Raw genomic sequence first — 22,420 nt, 5'->3', positions numbered from 1 at the left:
CCGCCGGGCTCACCGGCTAATCGGGCCACCGGCCCCACCGGCTCACCGGCTCACAGGCCCCGCCGGGACCGCCGTCCCACCGAGCTCAACGGACGGCCGGGACCGCTGGCCCGCCGGGCTCACCGGGCCACCGGCTCACAAGCCCCGCCGGGCCACCGGAACCGCCGTCCGGGACCGCCGTCCCACCGAGCTCAACGGACCGCCGGGCCACCGGACCGCCGCGTCACCGGACCGCCGGTTCACCCACAAGGGGCTCCTTCCACCGCGGGAGGGGCCCCTCGTCGTGCGCCGGATAGGCTCCTGCCCATGTCTCGAATCGACGGCCGCACCCCCGAACAGCTCCGCCCGGTCACCATCGAGCGCGGCTGGAGCAAGCACGCCGAGGGCTCCGTCCTCGTCTCCTTCGGTGACACGAAGGTCCTCTGCACCGCCTCCTTCACCGAGGGCGTCCCGCGCTGGCGCAAGGGCAGCGGCGAGGGCTGGGTCACCGCGGAGTACGCGATGCTGCCCCGCTCCACCAACACCCGCGGCGACCGCGAGGCCGTCAAGGGCCGGATCGGCGGCCGGACCCACGAGATCTCCCGGCTGATCGGCCGCTCGCTGCGCGCCGTCATCGACTACAAGGCCCTCGGCGAGAACACCATCGTCCTGGACTGCGACGTCCTCCAGGCCGACGGCGGCACCCGCACCGCCGCCATCACCGGCGCCTACGTCGCCCTCGCCGACGCCGTCGCCTGGGCCCAGGGCAAGAAGCTGATCAAGCCCGGCCGCAAGCCGCTCACCGGCACCGTCGCCGCCGTCTCCGTCGGCATCGTCGACGGCGTCCCGCTCCTCGACCTCTGCTACGAGGAGGACGTGCGCGCCGAGACCGACATGAACGTCGTCTGCACCGGCGACGGCCGCTTCGTCGAGGTCCAGGGCACCGCCGAGGCCCAGCCCTTCGCCCGCGAGGAGCTGAACGCCCTGCTCGACCTCGCGGTCGCGGGCTGCACCGATCTGGCCGACCTGCAGGCCAAGGCGCTCCAGCAGTAGCACGCGGAGCGCGCACGGCGGGGCGGGCGGACCCAGGGGGCAACCGGGCCGCCCGCCGCCGCGTCACCAGTAGTACGGGCGCACGGCTCACCGCCGTGCGCCCGGCCGACAGCGGGCCGCGAGGCCCAGAGGGAGGGAACCGTTCCATGGCCGCGAGCCGCCGACGCCGTACCGGAGCCATCACAGCCGCCCTGGCGGCCGCGGTGTTGACCACCGGCCTGACCACCGGTTGCGACGCCGTGAGCAAGGCACTCGACTGCGTCGAGACCGCCGACGCCGTGGCCGACGCCGTCACCGACCTCCAGCAGGCGGTGGACACCGCGGCCAACGACCCCACGCAGACCCAGGAGGCGGTCGACGCCGTCGGCGCCAGCCTGGACAAGATAGACACCGAGACGGGCGACGCCGACCTCGACAAGGCCGCCGAGGATCTGCGCAAGGCGCTGACCGAGGTCACCACCGCCCTGGAGAACGGCGACAAGACGCCCGACATCAGCGGGGTCACCGACGCGGCCGGCGAACTCACCAAGGTCTGCACGCCGTAACGCGCGCCGTGCGGCCCCCGGGATACTGGGGGCCATGACCCGCTTGATCCTCGCCACCCGCAACGCCGGAAAGATCACCGAACTCAGGGCCATCCTGGCCGACGCGGGCCTCCCGCACGAGCTCGTCGGCGCCGACGCCTTCCCGGACATCCCCGACGTCAAGGAGACCGGCGTCACCTTCGCCGAGAACGCCCTGCTCAAGGCCCACGCCCTCGCCCGGGCCACCGGTCTGCCGGCCGTCGCCGACGACTCCGGCCTCTGCGTGGACGTCATGAACGGCGCCCCCGGCATCTTCTCCGCCCGCTGGGCCGGCCGTCACGGCGACGACAAGGCCAACCTCGACCTTCTCCTCGCCCAGCTCTCCGACATCGCCGACGAGCACCGCGGCGCCCACTTCGCCTGCGCCGCCGCCCTCGCCCTGCCCGACGGCACGGAGCGGGTGGTGGAGGGGCGCCTGACCGGCACCCTGCGCCGCGAACCCGCCGGCACCGGCGGCTTCGGCTACGACCCGATCCTCCAGCCCGACGGCGACACCCGCACCTGCGCCGAGCTCACCCCCGACGAGAAGAACGCCATCAGCCACCGCGGCAAGGCGTTCCGGGCGCTGGTCCCGGTGGTGCGGGAGCTGCTGGGCTGAGCACAGCGGAAAGGGGCCGCCCGGACGGGCGGCCCCTTTCGTACGTGCGTGCGGCCGGTGGGACTCGAACCCACACGGGCGTGAACCCACTGGGACCTAAACCCAGCGTGACTGCCAATTCCACCACGGCCGCCGGAGACTGCCCGGCCATGCTACTGGCCGGGCGGGGCGCTCAGATGCCCAGATCCTTGATGATCTTCGCCACGTGGCCGGTGGCCCGCACGTTGTAGAGCGCGCGTTCGACCCTGCCCTCCTCGTCCACGACGATCGTGGAGCGGATGACGCCCAGGTAGGTCTTGCCGTAGTTCTTCTTCTCGCCGTAGGCGCCGTAGGACTCCGTGACCTTCTTCTCCGGGTCCGCGAGGAGGGTGACCTTCAGGGACTCCTTGTCGCGGAACTTCGCCAGCTTCTCCGGGGCGTCGGGGGAGATGCCGATGACGTCGTAGCCGGCGCCGGCGAGGAGGTCGAGGTTGTCGGTGAAGTCGCACGCCTGCTTGGTGCAGCCGGGCGTGAGGGCGGCCGGGTAGAAGTACACGATGACCTTGCGGCCCTTGTGGTCGGCGAGGGAGACCTCGTTGCCGTCGGCGTCGGGGAGGGTGAAGGCGGGGGCCACGTCCCCGGGCTGGAGTCGTTCGCTCATGGCAACGAGCGTAACCGGGGGTCCTGACAGTGCGACGGCCGCGAGAGCTGACAGACTGTCCGCAACAGCATCAGGCAGCAGACACGGAGGCCGTACGGTGGCGGACACGTCGGACACCAGAACCCCGGCGCAGATCGAGGCGGACATCAGGCGCCGCCGTGAAGTGCTGGCCGAGACGCTCGACGAGATCGGTGTGCGGGTGCACCCGAAGACCATCGTCGGCGACGCGAAGGCGAAGATCGCCGCCAACGTCGATCACACCCTCGGCAGGGCCTATGTCCAGGTCAACCGGGCCGTGACCGAGGTGCGGGAGAAGTTCGTGGACGAGGACGGCGCCCCGCGCCTGGAACGGGTCCTGCCCGTCGCCCTGCTGGCCGTCGGCGTCGTGGGCCTGCTCGCCCTCGGCACCCGGCGCCGCAAGGGCTGACCGAGGCAGGTAGGTTCGAGGCGTGAGCGCCAACAGAAACGACAGCACCCATCACGACAAGCTCCCCATCCGCATGCTGCACGACCGCGTCCTCGTGCGGCAGGACACCAACGAGGGCGAGCGGCGTTCCGGCGGCGGCATCCTGATCCCCGCCACGGCCGCCGTCGGCCGCCGGCTGGCGTGGGCGGAGGTCGTCGCGGTGGGGCAGAACGTGCGGACCGTGGAGCCCGGGGACCGCGTCCTGTACGACCCGGAGGACCGTGCCGAGGTGGAGGTGCGCGGCACCGCGTACGTGCTGATGCGCGAGCGCGACCTGCACGCCGTCGCCGCCGACCGGTTCGAGGGGTCGGAGGACACCACGGGGCTCTACCTCTGATCCGAGGGGCAGCGAAGGGCCGGTGACCGATGTCACCGGCCCTTTCCGTGTTTCCTTGCTAGATTCGAAGGTGAACCCCGACGAGACGCGCCGTACCGGGGCCGCCCCGCAGCGGCGGATCGCAAAGACGACGCACCCCCTGAAACGCCCGTCTCACGGAGGTGCTCCCCATGGCGTGGGTTCTGCTCGTCGTCGCCGGTCTGCTGGAGGTCGGCTGGTCGATCGGGATGAAGTACACCGACGGTTTCACCCGTCTCGTCCCCAGCCTGCTCACCGGCGCCGGCATCGTCGCCAGCATGGTCCTGCTGTCCTACGCCGCCCGCACCCTGCCCATCGGCACCGCCTACGGCGTCTGGGTCGGCATCGGCGCGGCCGGGGCGGCGGTGCTCGGCATGGTGGTGCTGGGTGAGCCGGCCACCGCCGCCCGGATCTTCTTCATCTGTCTGCTGCTGGTCGCCGTCGTGGGCCTGAAGGCGACCTCCGGTCACTGATCGAAGCCGTCCCCGCCGGTCACCAGGCCGCCGTCCCCGGTGCCGCCGCCGTCGGACGCCCCGCCGTCCGTGCTGCCGCCGCTCCCGGTGTCACCGCCCCCGCCGGTGACCACACCGCCGTCACCGGTGGTGCCGCCGTCCGTCGTGGTGCCGCCGTCGGCCGTGCCGCCGCCGGTGACCGCGCCGCCGGTCACCACACCGCCGCCGCCGGTCACCAGGCCGCCGTCGCCGGTGCCGCCGCCGTCGGTCGGCTCACCGCCGGTCGGCTCGTCGGACGGCTCCTCCTCGGTCGGCTCCTGGGTGGACGGCTCGGTGGACGGCTCCTCCTCGGTGGGCTCGCCCGTGGGGATCTCCCACGTGCCCTCCTCCTCCTGCATCCACAGGTCGAAGTCGCTGACGGGGGTGCCCTCCAGCGCGTCGCGGGTGTACTGCGCCCAGATCTCCGCGGGCGGCCCGCCGCCGTTGATGCGGTCCTTGCCCAGCGCGCCGTACAGCGGCTCGTGCTCGGCCGTCTCCGGGTTCTGTCCCATCACGGCCACCACGGTGGCCAGTTCGGGGGTGTAGCCCGCGAACCAGGCGGCCTTGTCGTCCTCGGCGGTGCCGGTCTTGCCGGCGGCCGGGCGGCCCGCCTCCGTCGCGGCGAAGCCGGTGCCGTTCTCGACCACGCTGCGCAGGATCGAGGTGGTGGTGTCGGCGGCCTCCCGGCTGACGACCTGCCGGGTCTGGCGCGAGGGCAGCGTGATCTCCTCGCTGCCGTCCTTGGTGATCTTCTCGATCAGGGTGTACGTGCCGTGCTCGCCGTGGTTGGCGAGGGTCGCGTACGCCTCCGCCATGTCCAGCACGCTGGCCTGCGCGACACCGAGCGCGACGGAGGGTCCGGCGTCCTGGAGCCCGGGGGTGTCGGCCGGCAGACCGAGGGCGATCGTGGTCTTCCTGACCTTCTCCACGCCGACGTCCACCGCCATCTGCGCGAACACCGAGTTCACCGACTTGTCGGTGGCCTCGCGGACGCTGACGTCGCCGTAGTCGACGTGGTCCTCGTTCTCCGGCGCGTAGTGGCCGCCCTCCCAGCCCTCGACGGGGCGCTCGCTGGTGCCGTCGTAGACCGTGTTCGGGGTGATGGCGCGGCCGTCCTGCGTGGTGGAGCCGTTCTCGGCGGCCGCGGTGAACACGAACGGCTTGAAGGTGGAGCCGACCTGGAAGTCCCGGCGGGTCGCGCCGTTGGTGTACTGCTTGACGTAGTCGATGCCGCCGTACATCGCGACGACCTCGCCGGTCTTCGGGTCGACGGAGGCGCCGCCCGCGCGGACGTAGTTGTCGACCTTGTTGTTCTTCTTGTCCAGCTGGGACATCAGCTGGTCGTCGACCGCCTTCACCAGGGCGTTCTGCTTGCTCTTCTGGAGCGTGGTGGTGATGCGGTAGCCGCCCGCCTCCAGCTGCTCGGTGGTGAGGATGTCGTGCTCGGTCAGATACTGCTTGATCGCGTCCACGACATAGCCGCGCTGCCCGGACAGCCCCGTGGAGACGGTGGCCTCCTTCGGCGTCGGGAACTTCATGCCCTCCCGCTCGGCCGCCTCCAGCCAGCCCTCCTTGACCATGCCGTCCAGCACGTAGTTCCAGCGGGCCTCGGCGGCACGGCGGTTCTCCGGGTGCGCGATCACGTCGTACTCGCTGGGCGCGTTCAGCAGCGAGGCCAGGTAGGCGCCCTGGGCGGCGTTCAGCTCGGTGGCGTCGATGCCGTAGTACGCCTGGGCGGCGGCCTGGATGCCGTAGGCGTTGCGGCCGAAGAAGCTGGTGTTGAGGTAGCCCTGGAGGATCTCGTCCTTGGTCACCTCGCGGTCCAGCTTGATCGCGATGAAGAACTCCTTCACCTTGCGGGTCAGCGTCTGCTCCTGCGCGAGGTAGTAGTTCTTCACGTACTGCTGGGTGATCGTCGAACCGGACTGCTTGCCCTTGCCGGTGGCGGTGTTCCAGGCGGCGCGGACCATGGCCTTGGGGTCGACGGCCGACTCGGAGTAGAAGTTGCGGTCCTCGGCGGCCAGCACCGCGTGCTGGGCGTCCTTGGAGATCTGGGCGAGGGTGACGTTCTCCCGGTTGACCTCGCCGTCGCGGGCCAGCTGGCTGCCGTCGGCGTAGAGGTAGACGTTGCTCTGCTTGGTCGCGAGCGCGTTCGCCGGCGGGATCTTGACCACCGAGTAGCCGAGGAAGAACAGGCCGGCCACCAGCACGACACCCAGGACGAAGGTGCCGAGCACCATCCGCCAGGTCGGCACCAGGCGGCGCCATCCGGTGCGCCTGGGCCGCCGGGCCTTCCCGCCGCCGTCCGGGCCCTCCCCCTGCGGCTCGGTCCCGGCTGCCTCGGCCGGTCGCTGCGACTCGTCGCTCATCTCGTGCACGGACTCCTGTTTCGCGTCGTACGTGTTCCCGTACGCCCTCGTGTGTCGCTCGTACGTTCCCGTACGCCTCGTACGCCTACTGCGCCCCCCTGACGAAGACTCTCGCACCGCGTGTTCCGTTCCCGGACAGCGGCACGCGTTCGCCGGAAACCGCGTGGCGGCCACCACACACCGCCGGTAGGCTCCTGCGCTTCGGCGCGCGGGCGGAACCTGGGAGGCGGTGCGCAGTGGGCGCGGCACGGTTGTACACGGCCGTGGTGACGGGGGGATTCCGACGGTACGCCACTTATCGGGCGGCGACCGCCGCCGGGGTGTTCACCAACACGGTGTTCGGCGTGATCATCGTCTACACCTATCTGGCCCTGTGGGACGAACGACCCCACCTCGGAGGATACGACCAGACACAGGCCGTCACCTACGCGTGGCTGGCGCAGGCGCTGTACGCGGCGCTGGCGATCCAGGGCGGCGGCGCCGAGAAGGACCTGATGGCCCGCATCCGCACCGGCGACATCGCGATCGACCTGTACCGGCCGGCCGACCTGCAGCTGTGGTGGCTGGCGACCGACGCGGGGCGCTGCCTGTTCCAGTTGCTCGGCCGCGGGGTGATCCCCTTCGTCTTCGGGGCGTTGGTCTTCGACATGGCCCTGCCCACCGACGCGCTCACCTGGGCCGCGTTCGCCCTGACGCTGCCGCCGGCCATGGCGGTCGGCTTCGGGATCCGCTACCTGGCCGCGCTGAGCGTGTTCTGGCTGATGGACGACCGGGGCGTCGCCCAGGCCGTCATGGTCACCGGCGTCTTCTTCTCCGGGATGCTGCTGCCGCTGAACGCCTTCCCGGGCGGCTTCGCCGAGGTCGTCCAGGCCCTGCCCTGGGCGGCGCAGCTCCAGATGCCGGCGGATGTGCTGATGGGCCGGACCGGGGCGCTGGAGGCGCTCGCCTTCCAGGCGGCGTGGGCGGCGGCGCTGCTGGCCGCGGGGCGGCTGGTGCAGCGGGCGGCGACCCGGCGGGTGGTGGTGCAGGGTGGCTGAGACCGGACTCCGGCCCCGGCTGCGCAGGAACGGCTTCCGGCTGGGGGAGGGGCTGCGGGCCTACCGGCTCATCGCCTGGATGTGGATCCGCTCCACCGTGGCCTACCGCTCCTCCTTCGTCCTCACCGTGATCGGCAACCTGCTGCTGACCTCGCTGGACTTCGTCGGGATCCTGCTGATGTTCGCGCAGGTCGACTCGCTCGGCGGCTGGAGCCTGCCCGAGGTGGCCTTCCTGTACGGGCTGTCGGCGACCGCGTTCGGCTTCGCCGATCTCACGCTGGGTTCGATGGACGCCATGGGCGCCCGCATCCGGGACGGCTCCTTCGACACGCTGCTGGTGCGGCCCGCGCCGGTGCTGGCCCAGGTCGGCGCCGACCACTTCGCGCTGCGCCGGCTGGGCCGGGTCACCCAGGGGGTGCTGGTGCTGGGGTACGGGCTGGTCGCGGTGGACGTCGACTGGAGCGTGCCGAAGGTGCTGCTGGTGCCGGTGATGCTGATCAGCGGTGCGGTGATCTTCGGGGCGGTGTTCGTGGCGGGGGCGGCCTTCCAGTTCCTCGCGCAGGACGCGGCCGAGGTGCAGAACGCGTTCACCTACGGCGGCACCACGCTGCTGCAGTATCCGCCGAGCGTGTTCGGCAAGGAGCTGGTGCGCGGGGTGACGTTCCTGGTGCCGCTGGCCTTCGTCAACTGGGTGCCCGCCGCGTACGTCCTGGACCGGCCCTATCCGGTGGGCCTGCCGGCGGGCGCGGCGTTCCTGCCCCCGCTGGTGGCCGTGGTGTTCTGCGCGCTGGCCGGGCTGGCGTGGCGGGCGGGGCTGAGGTCGTATCGGAGCACGGGGAGTTGAGGGACGGATGACTGGGGTTCTCGGGGCGTCCGGCGAGGCGTTCATCGAGGTGGACGGCGTCGAGAAGGTCTTCGACGTACGCCGCAGGACGGGCTTCATGAAGCGGGAGCGCCGGCAGGTGCGGGCGGTCGACTCGATCTCCTTCACCGTCGGCCGCGGCGAGATGGTCGGCTACATCGGCCCGAACGGCGCCGGGAAGTCGACCACGATCAAGATGCTCACCGGCATCCTCACGCCCAGCGGCGGCCGGCTGCGGGTGGCCGGCATCGAGCCCGCCCGCGACCGCGTCCGCCTGGCGCACCGCATCGGCGTGGTCTTCGGCCAGCGCACCACGCTGTGGTGGGACCTGCCGCTGATCGACTCCTACCGGCTGATGCACCGCATGTACCGCATCCCGGACGACCGCTACCGCGCCGACCTCGACCGCCTGGTCGAACTCCTCGACCTGGCCGACCTGCTGGACGTCCCCGTACGCCAGCTCTCCCTCGGCCAGCGCATGCGCGGCGACATCGCGGCGGCCCTGCTGCACGACCCCGAGGTGCTCTACCTCGACGAGCCGACCATCGGCCTGGACGTCATCTCCAAGGCCAAGGTCCGCGCGTTCCTGCGCGAGCTGAACGCCGAGCGCGGCACGACGGTGCTGCTGACCACGCACGACCTCCAGGACATCGAGCAGCTCTGCTCCCGCGTGATGGTCATCGACCACGGCCGCCTGATGTACGACGGCCCGCTCACCGGCCTGCACGAGGCGGGCGAGAGCGAGCGGACCCTCGTGGTCGACCTGGAGCGCGAGGTGCCGCCGATCGAGGCGCCGCCCGCCCGGGTGGTACGGGTGGAGGGGCCCCGCCAGTGGCTCGCCTTCCCGGCGTCCCGGTCGGCGGCCCCGCTGGTCGCCGCGATCGCGGCCCGCTATCCGCTGGTGGACCTGTCGGTGCGGGAGCCGGACATCGAGGCGGTGATCGCGAAGATGTACGCGGGGAGGGCGACGGCGTAGGCGGCGGGGTCGGGGTCGGCGGCCCGCGGTGTGCGATGGCGTAGTGCGGCGGGCGTGGAGCTCGTAGGCTGCTCGTATGACCGACGATGCCCCAGAGCTGCGGGCCTCCGACGCCGACCGCGAGCGGGTCGCCGAGATTCTGCGGGACGCCCTCGCGGAGGGCCGGCTCGACATGGCGGAGTTCGAGGAACGGCTGGACGCCACGTACAAGGCCCGCACCTACGGCGAGTTGGCACCGATCACGCGCGACCTGCCGGCACCCGGCGCGGCGCCCCCCGCGGTGAGTCTCGCCAAGCCGCCGGCGGGGGCCGGGAGTTGGGAGCGGCGCATCGTCGGCGGCGAGGGCTCCTCCAGGGGCGCCTTCGCGGTCATGGGCTCCTTCCAGCGCAAGGGGCGCTGGACCGCACCGCGCCGGTTCACCGCGTTCACCTTCTGGGGCGGCGGCCATGTCGACCTGCGCGAGGCCGACTTCGCCGACCGCGAGGTCCACATCACCTGCGTGACCGTCATGGGCGGCATCCAGGTGACCGTGCCGCCCGGCGTGGAGGTCGTGATCCGCGGCACCGGCGTCATGGGCGGCTTCGACCACCGCGAGGACGGCACCCCCGGCGACCCGGGCGCTCCCCGGGTCGTGGTCACCGGCTTCGCCTTCTGGGGCGGCGTCGGCGTCGACCGCAAGCTCACCCGCGCCGAGCGTGAACGCCGGCGGCTGGAGCGGCGCCAGGAGAAGCGGGACCGCAAGGCCGCGCTGCGCGAACTCCACCAGGACTTCCGGGAGGACGTCGAGAACGCCCACCACCGCATGCTGGACGGCCACCGCGACCTGATGCGCGAGCGCCGCCACCGGGACGAGGACTGACGGCGGTCACCGCCGGATGCGCGCCCCGCCCTTCAGATCGTCCAGGTCGACGGCCTCGGCCATGCGCGCGTACCCGCGGTCGCTGGGGTGCAGATGGTCGCCGCTGTCGTAGTCGAAGCGCAGCCGGCGCGGGTCGTACGGGTCGCGCAGGGCCTCGTCGAAGTCGGCGACGGCGTCGAACACACCGCCCGCGCGGATCGCGGCGTTGATCCGCCGCCGGGACTCCTCGCGGGCGTCGGTGTAGGCGGGGTGGCCCTTGAAGGGCATGAGGGTGGCGCCGACCACCCTGATGCCGTGCGCGTGGGCGCGGCGGGTCAGCTCGCGCAGGCCGGAGAGGACGCGGTCCGGGTCGCCGCCCGCGGGGTGGCGCAGGATGTCGTTGACGCCGAGGTCCACGACGACGACCTTCACACCGGGGCCGGCCGCCACGTCCCGTCCGAAGCGGCGCAGCCCGCCGGGGTTCTGCGGCAGGACCGTACGGGCGCCGGGGCGGATGTAGCCGTCGCCGGTCACGCGGTTGCCGCTGATGCCCTGGTTGAGCACGCCGTAGCGCGGCACGTCCCGTCCCTCCCCGGCCGCCTCCCGCAGCCGCCGGGCGAGCGCGTCCGGCCAGCGGCGGTTCTCGCCGGCGCTGGAGCTGCTGCCGTCGGTGAGGGAGTCGCCGAGGGCGACGAGGGTGCCGTCGGCCTCGGCGCTGAACACGTCGAGGGCGGTCACATAGCGCCAGGCGTCGACCTGCTCGGTGTAGGCGGTGCCGGTGAGGTCCTCGGTGCGGTCGCCGACGGCGGCATAGCTGGTCTGCCGGGCGCGCGGATGGACGGTGACCGGACCGGAGGCGACGGGGGAGTACGTGGTGACCAGGACGTCGGTGTCGTGGGGCACCTCCAGCGCGACCGGGTCGCTGACCACCTGCCCGCCGGCCGGTACGACGACCCTGGCGCGCCCGCCCAAGGTCAGCCGGCGCATCGTCCCGGCCCGCGCGGCGGCGCCGTCGCCCTCGGCGAGGGCGAGGGAGGCGTGGGTGAGGGTGAGCGGGCGCAGACCGAAGAGGTTGGACAGCGTCACGCGGGCACGCGTGCCCCCGACGCTGGTGTGCACGACGTTGCGCACCGACCGTCCGGCGAGCCCCCGCGCCTCGGTGCCGGGCTCGGCGGCCGCCGGGGCGGCGGACCAGGCGCCGACCCACGTCCCGGTGGAGGCGGGCGCGGCGTCGCCGTGCGGGAGGCCCGCGGCGGCCGTGTGCCGTGCGGTGCCGTCGTCGGCGGCGGCCGTCAGGTAGATCGCGGCCGACAGGGCCACGACCAGGGCGGTGATCGCGGCGAGCAGGGGCAGGCCCTGACGACGCCTGGTCATGCGGTGGGTCTCCTCGGGCAGGGGGGAGCCGGGGGCTTCCGTGGTGATCGCCTCATGATGCGGTACGGGTGCGTCCGGCAGCCGTGCGGGGCGCATCTGACAGACGCCGGGAACTCTCCTTCCGTTCCAGGAGTCGGTCAGGAAGGGACAATGGTGCTGTCGGGGCTCGCGAACGGGTGGAGTGCATGGACCGTACGGAACCGGAACTGACGGAAGATCCCGGCCCGGGAACCGCCCCGCGACGGCCCCCCGGCGCGCAGGCCGCGGGCGCGCGCCCCGCGCGCGCGATGAACGTCTTCAGCGCCGCCGACGAGGAGAAGCAGCGCGGCGTACGCCGGATGAAGCTGACCGCGGCCGGCCTGCTGCTGTTCGTCACCGTCGTCTACGTCCTCGCCACCTGGGCCGAGCACCAGGGCGCCGGCGCCTGGGCGGGCTATGTCGCCGCGGCCGCCGAGGCCGGCATGGTGGGCGCGCTCGCCGACTGGTTCGCCGTCACCGCCCTCTTCCGGCACCCCCTCGGCATCCCCATCCCGCACACCGCGATCATCCCCAAGAAGAAGGACCAGCTCGGCGTCACCCTCGGGGAGTTCGTCGGCGAGAACTTCCTCTCCGAGGACGTGGTACGGCTGCGGCTGCGCTCCGTCGGCATCAGCAGCCGGCTCGGCGCCTGGCTCGCCGAGCCCGAGCACGCCGACCGGGTCACCGCCGAGCTCGCCACCGCGCTGCGCGGCGCGCTGACCGTGCTGCGCGACTCCGACGTCCAGGCGGTCGTCGGCGAGGCCATCACCCGCCGGGCCGACGCCCAGGAGATCGCGCCCGGCATCGGCAAGATGCTGGAGAAGATCGTCGCCGACGGCGGCCACAAGCGCGTCGTCGACCTGGTGGTGACCCGCGCGCACGACTGGCTGGTGCTGCACAGCGACTCCGTGATGGACGCCGTCCAGGGCGGGGCGCCCGGCTGGACCCCGCGCTTCGTGGACAAGAAGGTCGGCGAGCGCGTCTACAAGGAGCTGCTGCGCTTCTGCGCGGAGATGCGGGACATGCCGACCCACCCGGCGCGCGGCGCCCTCGACCGCTTCCTCACCGACTTCGCCTCCGACCTCCAGTCCGACACCGACACGCGCGCGCGGGTCGAGCGGCTCAAGGGCGACGTACTGGGCCGCGGCGAGGTGCAGGACCTCATCGCCTCCGCCTGGACCGCCGTACGCTCCATGATCGTCTCGGCGGCGGAGGACGAGCGCAGCGAGCTGCGCCTGCGTGCCCGCGCCTCCCTGCTCTCACTCGGCGCCCGCATGGCCACCGAGCCCCGCCTCCAGGACAAGGTCGACAGCTGGGTCGAGGGCGCGGCCGTGCACGTCGTCACCACGTACCGCAAGGAGATCACCTCGCTGATCACCGACACCGTCGCCGGCTGGGACGCCGAGCACACCACCCGCAAGATCGAGGCCAACATCGGCCGCGACCTGCAGTTCATCCGCATCAACGGCACGGTGGTGGGCTCGCTGGCGGGCCTGCTGATCCATACGGTGTCGCGGGCGCTGGGCGGGTAGGACTCCCGGTTTTCCTCACGCCCCGGTGGTGGACCCAGGGCGCACGATCATCAGCACGGTCACGGTGGCCCACAGCAGGTTGAAGATCCCGGTGACCATGGCGAGCCGCACGGTCGCGCGCTCGTCCCCGGTCCCCTCGGCCAGCGCCTCCTGCCGGGGCAGCACCAGCGCGCCCAGCACCAGCGCGGCGGCCACGGTCAGCACGATCGAGACGATCAGCCAGGTGTCGCCGAGCACCCCCATCGCGCTGCCGGTGGCGAACCCGAACACGGGGACGACGACGCCGACGACCGCGTACACCCGGCAGATGCGGTGCAGCAGCCGGACGTTCTCCGCGGCCCGCGCGTCCTCGGGCGCGGCCAGCGCCTTGCGCGCGGCGGGCGGGAACATGCTGGCGGCGACGGTGACGGGGCCGATCGCGACGATGGCGGCCAGGACATGGACGGCGAGCAGGAACTTGGTCACGCCGTGACGGTAGAAGGCGGGTGGATCACGGAGAAGTGGCGAGAGTGCCAGGAGTCGACGGATTCTCGCCAGAGAGGGGGGCGGGCGGGCAGCGGGGCATCGACCGAGATGGAAGGGCATGGACGGGCCGTCGGCCGAGGCGGGGAGCCGCGCGTCTCGCGCCCGTGCTGCGTACCGGTCGGGGGGCGAGGCGGGGTGCCGCGTACCGGTCATCGCGCGAGGCGGGAGGCCGTGTACCGGTCATCGGGCGAGGCGGGAGGCCGTGTACCGGGCATCGGGCGAGGCGGGGAGCCGCGTACGGGCCGTCGACCGCGGCGGAGCGGCTTGGCGAGATCCGGGCGCCTCCGTAGTCTCTCGCCATGCATATCGTCGCCGTACTGGCCCTGGACGGGGTGATCCCGTTCGACCTGTCCGCCCCGATCGACGCCTTCGGCTGGGCCCGGCTGCCGGACGGCAGGGCGCCCTACGACGTACGGGTCTGCTCGACGGAGGAGGAGGTGCGGGCCGGCGCCTTCACCCTGCGGGCGCCGTACGGCCTGGAGCTGCTGGCCGAGGCCGACACGATCGTCCTGCCCGGCGTCGAGGACCCGCCCGAGGTGTTGCCGCCGGGCGTCACCGAGGCGCTGCGCGCGGCGGCGGCGAACGGCACGCGGATCGCGTCGGTGTGCGTGGGGGCGTTCCTCTTCGCGGCCACCGGACTGCTGGACGGCCTGCGCGCCACGACCCACTGGATCGCGGCGCCGGACCTGGCGAGGCGTTACCCCGAGGTGACGGTCGACCCGAACGTCCTCTACGTCGACAACGGCCAGTTCCTCACCTCCGCGGGCGCCGCCGCGGCCCTCGACATGTGCCTGCATATGATCCGCAAGGACCATGGCTCGGCGGTGGCCGCCCACACGGCCCGGATGTCCGTCATGCCCCTCGAACGCGAGGGCGGTCAGGCCCAGTTCATCGTCCACGATCTGCCGCCGACCCCGTCCGGCGCCACCCTGGAGCCCCTCCTGCACTGGCTGGAGGACCACTGCGACCGCGATCTCACGCTCGCCGACATCGCCGCCCACGCCGGCCTGAGCACCCGCACCCTCAACCGCCGCTTCCGCGAACAGACCGGCACCACGCCCCTGCAGTGGCTGCACCGCGCACGCGTCCGCCGCGCCCAGTACCTCCTGGAGACCACGTCCTACCCTGTCGAGCGCATCGCCCTCCAAGCCGGCTTCGGCTCCCCGACGGCCTTCCGCGAACGCTTCCGCCGGGTGGTGGGCACGAGCCCGCAGGGCTACCGACGAGCGTTCCGCGCGGGACCGGGCGCGGTCTGACGGCGGCCTGGACGGGCGGAGGGGGCGACGGCTCGGGGCGGGGCCTGGGAACGCCGGTCCGGGGGCGGCCCGACAGTGCCGGGCGGGGTGGCGGCCGGGAATGCCGGCCGGGGGTGCGGCCGGGGAACGCCGGTCGGGGTGGCGGCCCTATGGTGCCGGGCCGGGGCGGCGGCCCTACGGCGCCGGTCCGGGGACGCCGGTGGAACGCGGGAGCGTCGGCTCAGCCCCGCCGGTCGGCCACTGCCCAGGAGGCCAGCGCGACCGCGCCCGCCACGCCGAACACCGAAGGCCAGGCGCCCACCTTCTTCGCCAGCGGATGGGAGCCGGCGAAGGCGGCGATGTAGGCCGCGGTCAGGGCGCCGGCGGCCGGTGCGCCCGCGCTCCGGTGCCACTGCCGGGCGGCGGCCGCGCCCGCGGCGGCGAGGACGACCCCGCCGAGCTGGCGCTTACGGGTCCAGCGGGCCACGGCGTACCCGCCGACGAGTCCGCTCGAGGCGACGAGCGCGCTGGGGATCCGGTCCATGGCAGCCTCCCGCGATTGGGGTCGTGAACAGGGACGAGATTAGTCCTGCGGCTCCCCGCACCCCGAGACCTGAGTCAAGGCTTGTCAAGTTTCTACCTGCGGGCTATATAAGAAGCCATAGGGCATCGCATCCACAGCGCCTCAAGGAAGGAGTGACCCGTGATGCTCATGCGCACAGACCCGTTCCGTGAGTTCGACCGGCTCGCGCAGCAGGTCTTCGGCTCCACCGCACGCCCGGCCGCGATGGCGATGGACGCCTACCAGGCCGGTGAGGACTTCGTCGTCCACTTCGACATCCCCGGCGTCGACCCCGAGTCGATCGAGCTGGAGGTCGAACGCAACGTCCTGAACGTTCGTGCCGAGCGCAGGCCCGCGGCCCCCGAGGACGCGGAGATGATCGCCGCCGAACGCCCGACGGGCACCTTCACCCGCCAGCTCTTCCTCGGCGAGACCCTCGACACGGACCGCATCGACGCCTCGTACGACGCCGGCGTCCTCACCCTGCGCATCCCCGTGGCCGAGACGGCCAAGCCGCGCCGCATCGAGATCAGCGGCGGCCGCGACCGCAAGCAGCTGAGCGGCTGAGCGGCTGAGCGGCTGAGCGGTCGCGCAAGCGAGCAATCGAGCAAGCAAACAACCGATTGATCGTTTCCGGGAGGTCGACACCCCGCAGACGACACGTTGACTGCTTCCGGAACACCTCCCGCGGGCCCGCGCACAGCCGCCCGCGGGACCGTTGTCCGCCCCCTGTCCGCGGGCCGAATCCGGCCGGTCGCCCAGTGATCTCGGTGATCGGGGTTTGGCACCCGGGCGTTTGGTGACTGACTGCTTGGCGACGCGTGCCCGGCGACCGGGTGCCCGGCGAGGAGGAGGAGTCCTAACGATGACCATCACGACGCAGGAGCGGCACACCACCGCGGGCGACCCGCGGTCCGCGGACGCCCCGCGCTCGACCGAGGCCGGCCAGGACGACTGGGACCGGCTGATCGACTCCGTACGGGAGTCGGGCCAGTACCCCACCAGAGCCGAGGCCGAGCGGATCACCCGGATCGTCCTGTCCACCCTGGGCGGTCATGTGATCGGCGACGAGCGCGTCGCCCTGGCCCGCGCGCTGCCCGAGCGGGCGGCCCGGCTGGTGGCCGAGCAGATCCCGGTGACCCACCCCCTCACCGCGGCCGAGTTCGTCGACTCCGTGGCGGCCCGCGTCGAGGGCGCCACCCCGGCCACCGCCCGCTGGGACGTCAGCTCGGTGCTCAGCGCCCTGCCCGCACTGATAGGCGACGACCTCACGGACCGCCTCCTGGCCGCCCTCCCGCCCGGTTACGCTCTGCTGTTCGGCCGAGCGGAGCTGGGGCGCACCACCGTGCCGGCACCGGCGTAACGCCTGGCCCGGCGTCACCCCAACGCCGTATTCACCCGTACGTGCCGTCACCGTGGGTGACCGCTTGACCGGCGTGCGGCGGCCGGGGGACCTAGGGTGGAGGACGTTCGCCCACCCCCTGGCCGCCCTTGGGGGCAGCAATGATCAAGGTCAGCATCGTCGTCCCGGTCTACAACGCCGGCGAGTACGTGGAGCGCTGCGCGCCCTCGCTGCTCGGGCAGTCGCTCGGCCCGGACTCGTACGAGATCGTCTACGTCGACGACGGCTCCACGGACGACTCCCTCCAGCGCCTGCAACGCCTCGGGGCCCGCCATCGCAACGTCCGCGTGCTGACCCAGGAGAACTCCGGCTGGCCCGGCAGACCGCGCAACGTCGGTGTCCGGGCCGCCCAGGGCGAGTACGTGCAGTTCGTCGACCAGGACGACGAGCTGACCCCCGAGGCGCTTGAGCGCATGTACGCCCTCGGCTCCCGCAACGGCGCCGACATCGTGCTGGGCAAGGTCACCGGCACCATGCAGGGCCCGAGCCGGGTGTTCCGGCGGACGGTCGAGCGGTGCACCGCCCTCGACGAACCGCTGTTCGAGAGTCTGACCCCGCACAAGATGTTCCGCCGCGCGTTCCTGCTGGAGCACGGCATCGAGTTCCCCGAGGGACGGGTGCGGCTGGAGGACCAGATCTTCATGGCGCGGGCCTACGTCCGCGCCAGGACCGTGTCGATCCTCGGCGACTACCACTGCTACGTCTGGAACCGCCGGGAGGACGGCGGCAACACCAGCGGCAGCGCGACCACGCCCGAGGCGTACTACGGCTATCTGCGCGAGGTCGTCGACTCCGTCAAGGCGGCCACCGAACCCGGCCCCGAGCAGGACCACTTCCTGCGCCGCTCCTTCCGCGTCGAACTGCTGCGCCCGGTCAGCGAGCCCCGGGTCCTCCAGCGCAAGGGCGCGAACCTGGAACGCTACTTCGGCGTGGTCCGCCGTATGGCACTCGAATGCTTCCCGCCGGGCGTGCCCGAGGGACTGCCCGCCGTCTCGGCCCTGCGGGCGCGGCTGCTGATCGAGGGCCGGCTGGACTCCCTGATCGAACTGGCCCGCCGCACCCGGCACATCAAGTCCCGGCTCACCGTCTCCGACGTGCACTGGGAGGACGGCCGCCTCACCCTGACCACCGCCCTGCGCCTGCTCCGCCCCGACGGCGAGCCGCTCACCCTGCGCGAGCACCGCGGCCGGTTCCTGCTCGACCCCGATCTGCTGGCCGGCATCGAGGGCGCCAAGGAGTGGGAGGTCCCCGACCCCTTCGAGTCCGCCTTCGGCGACGTCCTCGTGCACGACACGGCCCGCGACCTGTGGTGGTTCGACGACACCGAGCTCACGCCCAGCCTGGAGGGCCTGTCGGGGAACGACCACACGATGGTCCTCCGCTCCACGACCCGCCTCGACCCCCTCACCCTGGCCGGCGGCGACCCCCTGCCCACCGGCACCCATCAGGTCTGGCTCTACGGCCAGTTCCTGGGCGTCGGCCGCAGAAACCGCCTGGTCCTGCCCGAGGCCACCTACCCCGCCCGCGCCCTGGGCTCCCCGCGCCGCCTGGTCCTGCCCACCAGCACCATCGAGGAGTCCCAGCTCACCCTGGCCGTCGGCCGGCCCGGCCGTGCGGGGCTCCCCAGCCGCCTGCTCATGCGGGCCACGACCGACCCCCGGCTGCGCCGCGCCGCCCGCGACCTGGCCCGGCGGGCACCCAAGCGCTTGCGCCCGCTGGTCCGCAAGGCGGACCCGTGGACCAAGCGGCGGTCGACGCGGAACGGCTGAGCCGGCGTGGCGGAGCGGTCGTGAAGGGTCCTTCCTGTCCTGCCGTGCCGGCGGTCAGCGGCGCCCGCGGCCACCACCGCGCGGCAGCGTGAGCGCGTCGAGCAGTCCGGGGAACGCCTCGTCCATCTCGGCCCGGCGCAGTTCGTTCATCCGTGACGTCCCGACGTAGTACTGCCGGATCAGCCCCGCCTCCCGCAGCACCTTGAAGTGATGGGTCGCGGTCGACTTGCTGACGGAGAGGTCGAACCCCCCGCACGCGATGGCCTCGCCGGACGCGGCGAGCTGGGTGACGATGCCGCGCCGCACGGGGTCGACGAGGGCCTCCAGCACCTGCTGGAGGTCGAAGGCGGAGACCTCCGGGTGGGGTGGGGTGCGTTCCAGGGGCGTCATGGGTCCATAGTACGGCCCCCATCAAAGTTTGACAGCGGTCGTACTTAGGGTCCAGGGTGGAGGCCGTTCCGGCAACTCGGCGTGAGAGATGGGGGAATGGCCATGACCAGAACGGTACGGTTCCATGAGATCGGCGGCCCTGAGGTGCTGCGCGTGGAGGACCTGGACCCGGGCGAGCCGGGCCCCGGCGAGGTGCGGATCCGGGTGGACGCCGTCGGCGTCAACCGGGCCGAGATCCTCTTCCGTACCGACCGCTACATCGAGCCCGTCAAGCACCTGCCGGCCCGCCTCGGCAACGAGGCCGCGGGCGTGATCGAGGCCCTGGGCGAGGGAGTGACGGGCCTGACGACCGGCCAGCCGGTGAGCGTCATACCGAACTTCTCCCACAACGACTACGGCGTCTACGCCGAACGCGCCCTCGTCCCCGCCTCGTCCGTCCTGCCCCGCGACGAGGACACCGACGCGATCACGGGGGCGGCGATCTGGATGCCGTACCTCACGGCCTACGGCGCGATGCTCGACGTCGGCGGGATGCGCCCCGGCGACACCGCGGTGATCACGGCCGCGTCCAGCAGCGTCGGACTGGCCGCGATCCAGACCGCCCACCGCATCGGCGCGATCCCCGTCGCCGTCACCCGCACCCGCGCCAAGCGCCGGCAACTCCTCGACGCGGGCGCGGCCGAAGTGATCGTCTCCGACGAGGAGGACGTGGCGACCCGCATCCTCGCCCTCACCCAGGGCAAGGGCGCGGAGTACATCCTCGACGCCGTCGCCGGCCCCGGCATCACCGACCTCGTCCGCGCCACCGCCCCCGACGGTACGCTCATCCTCTGGGGCGCCCAGAGCAAGGACCCGACCCCCTACCCCGCCTTCGACCTCGGCATGCCCGCCGTCAACATCCGCACCTTCACCATGCTGGAGATCAGCCGCTCCCCCCAACGCCTCCACCGCGCCCGCACCTACATCGACTCCGGCCTCCGCCACGGCATGTTCCGCCCTGTCGTGGACCGCGTCTTCGAACTGGGCGAGGTGGTGAAGGCGCACGAGTACATGGAGGCGAACGGGCAGTTCGGCAAGATCGTGCTGCGGGTGGATCACTGAGCCGTGCTACGAAATCCGTGCGATCAGCTTCTCCTTGTCCGCCTTTGACAGGGACTTCGCATTGCGGATCGCCTTGACTGGGAGTTCCCGCACGCGTTCGCTGTCAAGGTCGAGCGAGCTAAGGACGTAGTACTGGTTTCCGTTCACCTTGGACGGGTTGATGTCGAGTCCGAGTTCCCTGAGCTCTCTGATGCGGCGTTCTGTGTGTATGTCGTCGGCGTTGATGGTGCGCAGGCGCGCGCTGTCAACGGGCGATCCCATCTCCTGGTGGAGGACTGCGAAGAGTTCCTCGTTGGCCTTTGTGCCGTAAGGGACCCGTAGGTATCGATCGGGCACCAGACCCGCGAAGCGGGAGCGCAACTCCTCCTGAACGCGCGTCCGCAGCTCCTGGAACGCGGCGCGGGAGGAGGCGGGCAGCTGTGACCGCATCAGTGACTGCATGGACTCAGCCAGGGCACGCTTCGCGAACAGGTAGGCATCAAGGACGGCGGCAGGAGTTACCTCGGGATCCTCCAGAGCCGCACGCAACTCGCTGACCGCGAATTCCGTGTCTGGCTTGAGACGCTGCCACACTTCGAACGCGCCATGATCCTCTATCGCCACGCTACGCCTCTCCTGTCCGTCCTGGCATGTACTCACGGAGTGAGGGAGGCTAGCTAAGCAGCCCGGCGTGGCCGGATCAATCGAGCATGGCACGCGTGCGTGGAGGGACCCTGACCTCAGCTCCCCGAGCGGCGGTTGTCCTCCGCTTGCTGTGCTGCGAGCCTGCGCAGCACAGCACGGTCCATCTGCGGTGAGGATTCCAGCAGATCCATGAACCAGGGGGCGATCCACGACGAGTCGCGGTGCAGCCATTCACCTGGCGACAGAACGGTGCCCGGAATCCAGGACGATGAAGGCGGCTCGCTGCTTCTCATGGCTGCGGCGATGCCGACAGAAGGCTCTGAGTCTTCCGCGGCCCGCCTTCCGAGCTGGGCTGTGACACCGATCAGCCACCACTGGAACATGCGCTGAGACGGCGAACCGGACTCGACAGCCGCGCGAAGCGCTGAAGACGCGAGCCCGACTGATTCAAACGCGGCTACCGCCAGTCCTTCGGGCGGTGCCAAGTGAGGCGCCGTCTCCTCGGTAACCAGCAGCCGGGGGTCCGGAACCTTCGAGTGGAATGCTTCGGACACGCGCTCAATCTCGGCGTATGTGTCTTCCGCGAGCTCGGCGTCCAGGAACTCCTTGATCCCGCCATAGAAGTGGAGCGGGGTTTCGATCCGGAGATCTGCGCCTGCCCTCCGCTGCAACTCGTCGACGAGACTTGGCCAAGGCCTGGATCCGCTCGATCCGGAGCCAGGCTCGTACCAGTCCTCCTTCGTGTCGTTCGACACGAAGAGCACATGGCGGCCGCTGTCGGGCAGCTGGCTTACATGCTCGATCAGCTCTTCCCAGAGAAGGTAGTCCCCGGCCGATTTCAGCGGGGTGTCTTTGCCAGAGTCCGAGAATCCGGGCGGGATCTTATTCGGGAACCGGAAGCCGGTCGCCTCCTCGATGCGCCGTCGGAGTACTTCGTCATCCGGTTGCTGGCCGACGGCCGAGCCGTAGAGGTCCGCTATCCGGGCGAGGATCGGATCCTCGGCGTCGGCGGAGTTCAGAGCCAGCCCGTGATCAGCCTTCAGCATGTCGAGGCACTGTTTGAACTCTTGCCGGTAGACGGACAAGTGCGCGTCGACCTGGCTCTCGTTGGCCAGCTCCTGTAGAGCCGCTATCTCCGCGGACGCACGCGCGTACTTGTCGAGCTGCGCGCAGACGAGGTTCTTGGCCTCCACGATCGCTTTCCGGGCGGCCATGAGCTTCTTGTTGACCTCGGAGGCGGCGTCTGAGAGGGCCCGTTTGCGGGACTCCAGCGTGCTACGGCGGCCGCGGACGAACTCCAGCCCGACTTGGTACGGCATCCAAAGCCGTCCCGCAGCCTGCTCCAGCGCCGACAGCACTTCTTCCCGGGATGTCTCCGTGTACTCGTAGAGGCTGAGCAGCACGTTCGTGTCCAGGACGATGATCCCGTCCGTGAAGAACGTGCCGCGGCCGGCGTCTTCTGCCGACGGCCGCGGCTGGAGCCATGCGGCGAACCGCTTGAGCAGAACGGGATCGCTCATCTCAGCCTCCGACTCCCGTGACCTGTTCCCGTGATCATCTTGTCACAGTGCGCCAGCGGCCAGACGCTCCTGTCTGGCACCGTCGGGAGCCATCTCCCTCTCTTCCGTCCTCCTCATGGG

24 protein-coding genes and 1 tRNA gene are annotated in these 22,420 nt (G+C 71.7%); 16 read left to right on the top strand and 9 right to left on the bottom strand.

The window, feature by feature from the left end:
• Positions 1 to 306 precede the first annotated feature (306 nt).
• The 3 genes from rph to rdgB all read left to right on the top strand — a co-directional run bounded on the left by rph (position 307) and on the right by rdgB (position 2,214).
• Entirely contained in the window at positions 307 to 1,032 is a 726-nt protein-coding gene (rph, locus tag ACSU6M_RS13025; RefSeq protein WP_437069738.1) for a ribonuclease PH, read from the top strand.
• Positions 1,033 to 1,178: 146 nt separating this feature from the next.
• Positions 1,179 to 1,577 (top strand): hypothetical protein, encoded by a 399-nt coding sequence (locus tag ACSU6M_RS13020; RefSeq protein WP_437069736.1) that lies wholly within the window; start codon positions 1,179 to 1,181, stop codon positions 1,575 to 1,577.
• Between the two features lie 34 nt (positions 1,578 to 1,611).
• Positions 1,612 to 2,214, top strand: a complete 603-nt coding sequence (rdgB, locus tag ACSU6M_RS13015; RefSeq protein ID WP_437069735.1) for an RdgB/HAM1 family non-canonical purine NTP pyrophosphatase — start codon at positions 1,612 to 1,614, stop codon at positions 2,212 to 2,214.
• Positions 2,215 to 2,263: 49 nt separating this feature from the next.
• Here the strand turns inward: rdgB and ACSU6M_RS13010 are convergent.
• Positions 2,264 to 2,347 (bottom strand) — tRNA-Leu (locus tag ACSU6M_RS13010).
• A gap of 39 nt (positions 2,348 to 2,386) precedes the next feature.
• Complete coding sequence (bcp, locus tag ACSU6M_RS13005) at positions 2,387 to 2,854, bottom strand: thioredoxin-dependent thiol peroxidase (protein WP_437069733.1); 468 nt, start codon at positions 2,852 to 2,854, stop codon at positions 2,387 to 2,389.
• A 97-nt stretch (positions 2,855 to 2,951) separates the two neighbouring features.
• Here bcp and ACSU6M_RS13000 point away from each other — a divergent pair, with 97 nt between their 5' ends.
• The 3 genes from ACSU6M_RS13000 (at position 2,952) to sugE (ending at position 4,148) form a co-directional block, all read left to right on the top strand.
• Positions 2,952 to 3,281, top strand: a complete 330-nt coding sequence (locus tag ACSU6M_RS13000) for a DUF3618 domain-containing protein (protein WP_437069732.1) — start codon at positions 2,952 to 2,954, stop codon at positions 3,279 to 3,281.
• 73 nt (positions 3,282 to 3,354) lie between these two features.
• Positions 3,355 to 3,657, top strand: coding sequence for a GroES family chaperonin (locus tag ACSU6M_RS12995; protein WP_437075116.1), 303 nt, complete (start codon positions 3,355 to 3,357; stop codon positions 3,655 to 3,657).
• A 170-nt stretch (positions 3,658 to 3,827) separates the two neighbouring features.
• Complete coding sequence (gene sugE / locus ACSU6M_RS12990) at positions 3,828 to 4,148, top strand: quaternary ammonium compound efflux SMR transporter SugE (RefSeq protein WP_189869176.1); 321 nt, start codon at positions 3,828 to 3,830, stop codon at positions 4,146 to 4,148.
• On the opposite strand, the gene ACSU6M_RS12985 is transcribed toward sugE, so the two are convergent.
• A complete protein-coding gene (locus ACSU6M_RS12985) occupies positions 4,142 to 6,535 on the bottom strand; it encodes a transglycosylase domain-containing protein (RefSeq protein WP_437069730.1) in 2,394 nt (797 codons plus the stop codon). The two genes, sugE and ACSU6M_RS12985, sit on opposite strands and share 7 nt — an antisense overlap.
• Before the next feature lie 236 nt (positions 6,536 to 6,771).
• Between ACSU6M_RS12985 and ACSU6M_RS12980 the strand changes: the two genes are divergently transcribed.
• From ACSU6M_RS12980 to ACSU6M_RS12965, 4 genes are all read left to right on the top strand, one after another.
• Positions 6,772 to 7,572, top strand: a complete 801-nt coding sequence (locus ACSU6M_RS12980) for an ABC transporter permease (protein WP_437069728.1) — start codon at positions 6,772 to 6,774, stop codon at positions 7,570 to 7,572.
• A 79-nt stretch (positions 7,573 to 7,651) separates the two neighbouring features.
• A complete protein-coding gene (locus ACSU6M_RS12975) occupies positions 7,652 to 8,416 on the top strand; it encodes an ABC transporter permease (protein ID WP_437075115.1) in 765 nt (254 codons plus the stop codon).
• 7 nt (positions 8,417 to 8,423) lie between these two features.
• Positions 8,424 to 9,410 carry an ABC transporter ATP-binding protein gene (locus ACSU6M_RS12970; RefSeq protein WP_437069726.1) on the top strand — a complete coding sequence of 329 codons (987 nt, stop codon included), beginning with the start codon at positions 8,424 to 8,426 and terminating at the stop codon, positions 9,408 to 9,410.
• 76 nt (positions 9,411 to 9,486) lie between these two features.
• Positions 9,487 to 10,269 carry a DUF1707 SHOCT-like domain-containing protein gene (locus tag ACSU6M_RS12965; protein WP_437069725.1) on the top strand — a complete coding sequence of 261 codons (783 nt, stop codon included), beginning with the start codon at positions 9,487 to 9,489 and terminating at the stop codon, positions 10,267 to 10,269.
• Between the two features lie 6 nt (positions 10,270 to 10,275).
• Here the strand turns inward: ACSU6M_RS12965 and ACSU6M_RS12960 are convergent, their stop codons facing one another.
• Positions 10,276 to 11,622, bottom strand: coding sequence for a GDSL-type esterase/lipase family protein (locus ACSU6M_RS12960; RefSeq protein ID WP_437069724.1), 1,347 nt, complete (start codon positions 11,620 to 11,622; stop codon positions 10,276 to 10,278).
• A 185-nt stretch (positions 11,623 to 11,807) separates the two neighbouring features.
• On the opposite strand from ACSU6M_RS12960, the gene ACSU6M_RS12955 reads away from it, so the two are divergent.
• Positions 11,808 to 13,172 carry a DUF445 domain-containing protein gene (locus tag ACSU6M_RS12955; protein ID WP_437069722.1) on the top strand — a complete coding sequence of 455 codons (1,365 nt, stop codon included), beginning with the start codon at positions 11,808 to 11,810 and terminating at the stop codon, positions 13,170 to 13,172.
• A 15-nt stretch (positions 13,173 to 13,187) separates the two neighbouring features.
• On the opposite strand, the gene ACSU6M_RS12950 is transcribed toward ACSU6M_RS12955, so the two are convergent.
• The gene (locus ACSU6M_RS12950; protein WP_437069721.1) at positions 13,188 to 13,637 is read right to left on the bottom strand and encodes a DUF2269 family protein; all 450 of its coding nucleotides are present in this window, start codon (positions 13,635 to 13,637) and stop codon (positions 13,188 to 13,190) included.
• A gap of 359 nt (positions 13,638 to 13,996) precedes the next feature.
• Between ACSU6M_RS12950 and ACSU6M_RS12945 the strand changes: the two genes are divergently transcribed.
• On the top strand, positions 13,997 to 14,953 hold the full coding sequence (locus ACSU6M_RS12945; protein ID WP_437069719.1) for a GlxA family transcriptional regulator: 957 nt from the start codon (positions 13,997 to 13,999) through the stop codon (positions 14,951 to 14,953).
• A gap of 220 nt (positions 14,954 to 15,173) precedes the next feature.
• Here the strand turns inward: ACSU6M_RS12945 and ACSU6M_RS12940 are convergent, their stop codons facing one another.
• A complete protein-coding gene (locus ACSU6M_RS12940) occupies positions 15,174 to 15,476 on the bottom strand; it encodes a hypothetical protein (protein ID WP_437069718.1) in 303 nt (100 codons plus the stop codon).
• A gap of 162 nt (positions 15,477 to 15,638) precedes the next feature.
• Here ACSU6M_RS12940 and ACSU6M_RS12935 point away from each other — a divergent pair, with 162 nt between their 5' ends.
• The 3 genes from ACSU6M_RS12935 (at position 15,639) to ACSU6M_RS12925 (ending at position 18,665) form a co-directional block, all read left to right on the top strand.
• Positions 15,639 to 16,061 (top strand): Hsp20/alpha crystallin family protein, encoded by a 423-nt coding sequence (locus ACSU6M_RS12935; RefSeq protein WP_437069716.1) that lies wholly within the window; start codon positions 15,639 to 15,641, stop codon positions 16,059 to 16,061.
• A 298-nt stretch (positions 16,062 to 16,359) separates the two neighbouring features.
• Positions 16,360 to 16,857, top strand: coding sequence for a DUF2267 domain-containing protein (locus tag ACSU6M_RS12930; protein ID WP_437069714.1), 498 nt, complete (start codon positions 16,360 to 16,362; stop codon positions 16,855 to 16,857).
• 140 nt (positions 16,858 to 16,997) lie between these two features.
• Positions 16,998 to 18,665: a glycosyltransferase family 2 protein gene (locus ACSU6M_RS12925; RefSeq protein ID WP_437069712.1), complete on the top strand. Its 1,668-nt coding sequence runs from the start codon at positions 16,998 to 17,000 to the stop codon at positions 18,663 to 18,665.
• A gap of 54 nt (positions 18,666 to 18,719) precedes the next feature.
• Here the strand turns inward: ACSU6M_RS12925 and ACSU6M_RS12920 are convergent, their stop codons facing one another.
• Complete coding sequence (locus tag ACSU6M_RS12920; RefSeq protein ID WP_437069711.1) at positions 18,720 to 19,055, bottom strand: ArsR/SmtB family transcription factor; 336 nt, start codon at positions 19,053 to 19,055, stop codon at positions 18,720 to 18,722.
• A gap of 102 nt (positions 19,056 to 19,157) precedes the next feature.
• On the opposite strand from ACSU6M_RS12920, the gene ACSU6M_RS12915 reads away from it, so the two are divergent.
• The gene (locus tag ACSU6M_RS12915) at positions 19,158 to 20,156 is read left to right on the top strand and encodes a zinc-dependent alcohol dehydrogenase family protein (RefSeq protein ID WP_437069710.1); all 999 of its coding nucleotides are present in this window, start codon (positions 19,158 to 19,160) and stop codon (positions 20,154 to 20,156) included.
• 6 nt (positions 20,157 to 20,162) lie between these two features.
• Here ACSU6M_RS12915 and ACSU6M_RS12910 read toward each other — a convergent pair whose 3' ends face one another.
• Together ACSU6M_RS12910 and ACSU6M_RS12905 are read right to left on the bottom strand one after the other, a co-directional pair.
• A complete protein-coding gene (locus tag ACSU6M_RS12910; protein WP_437069709.1) occupies positions 20,163 to 20,759 on the bottom strand; it encodes a hypothetical protein in 597 nt (198 codons plus the stop codon).
• Positions 20,760 to 20,875: 116 nt separating this feature from the next.
• A complete protein-coding gene (locus tag ACSU6M_RS12905) occupies positions 20,876 to 22,300 on the bottom strand; it encodes a PIN-like domain-containing protein (RefSeq protein ID WP_437069708.1) in 1,425 nt (474 codons plus the stop codon).
• Positions 22,301 to 22,420 lie beyond the last annotated feature (120 nt).

This window comes from Streptomyces sp. enrichment culture (assembly GCF_964272895.1).
Classification (GTDB): Bacteria; Actinomycetota; Actinomycetes; order Streptomycetales; family Streptomycetaceae; genus Streptomyces.
Note: the sequence above shows the minus strand (reverse complement) of the source record. Positions and strands in the feature narration are given on the sequence as shown.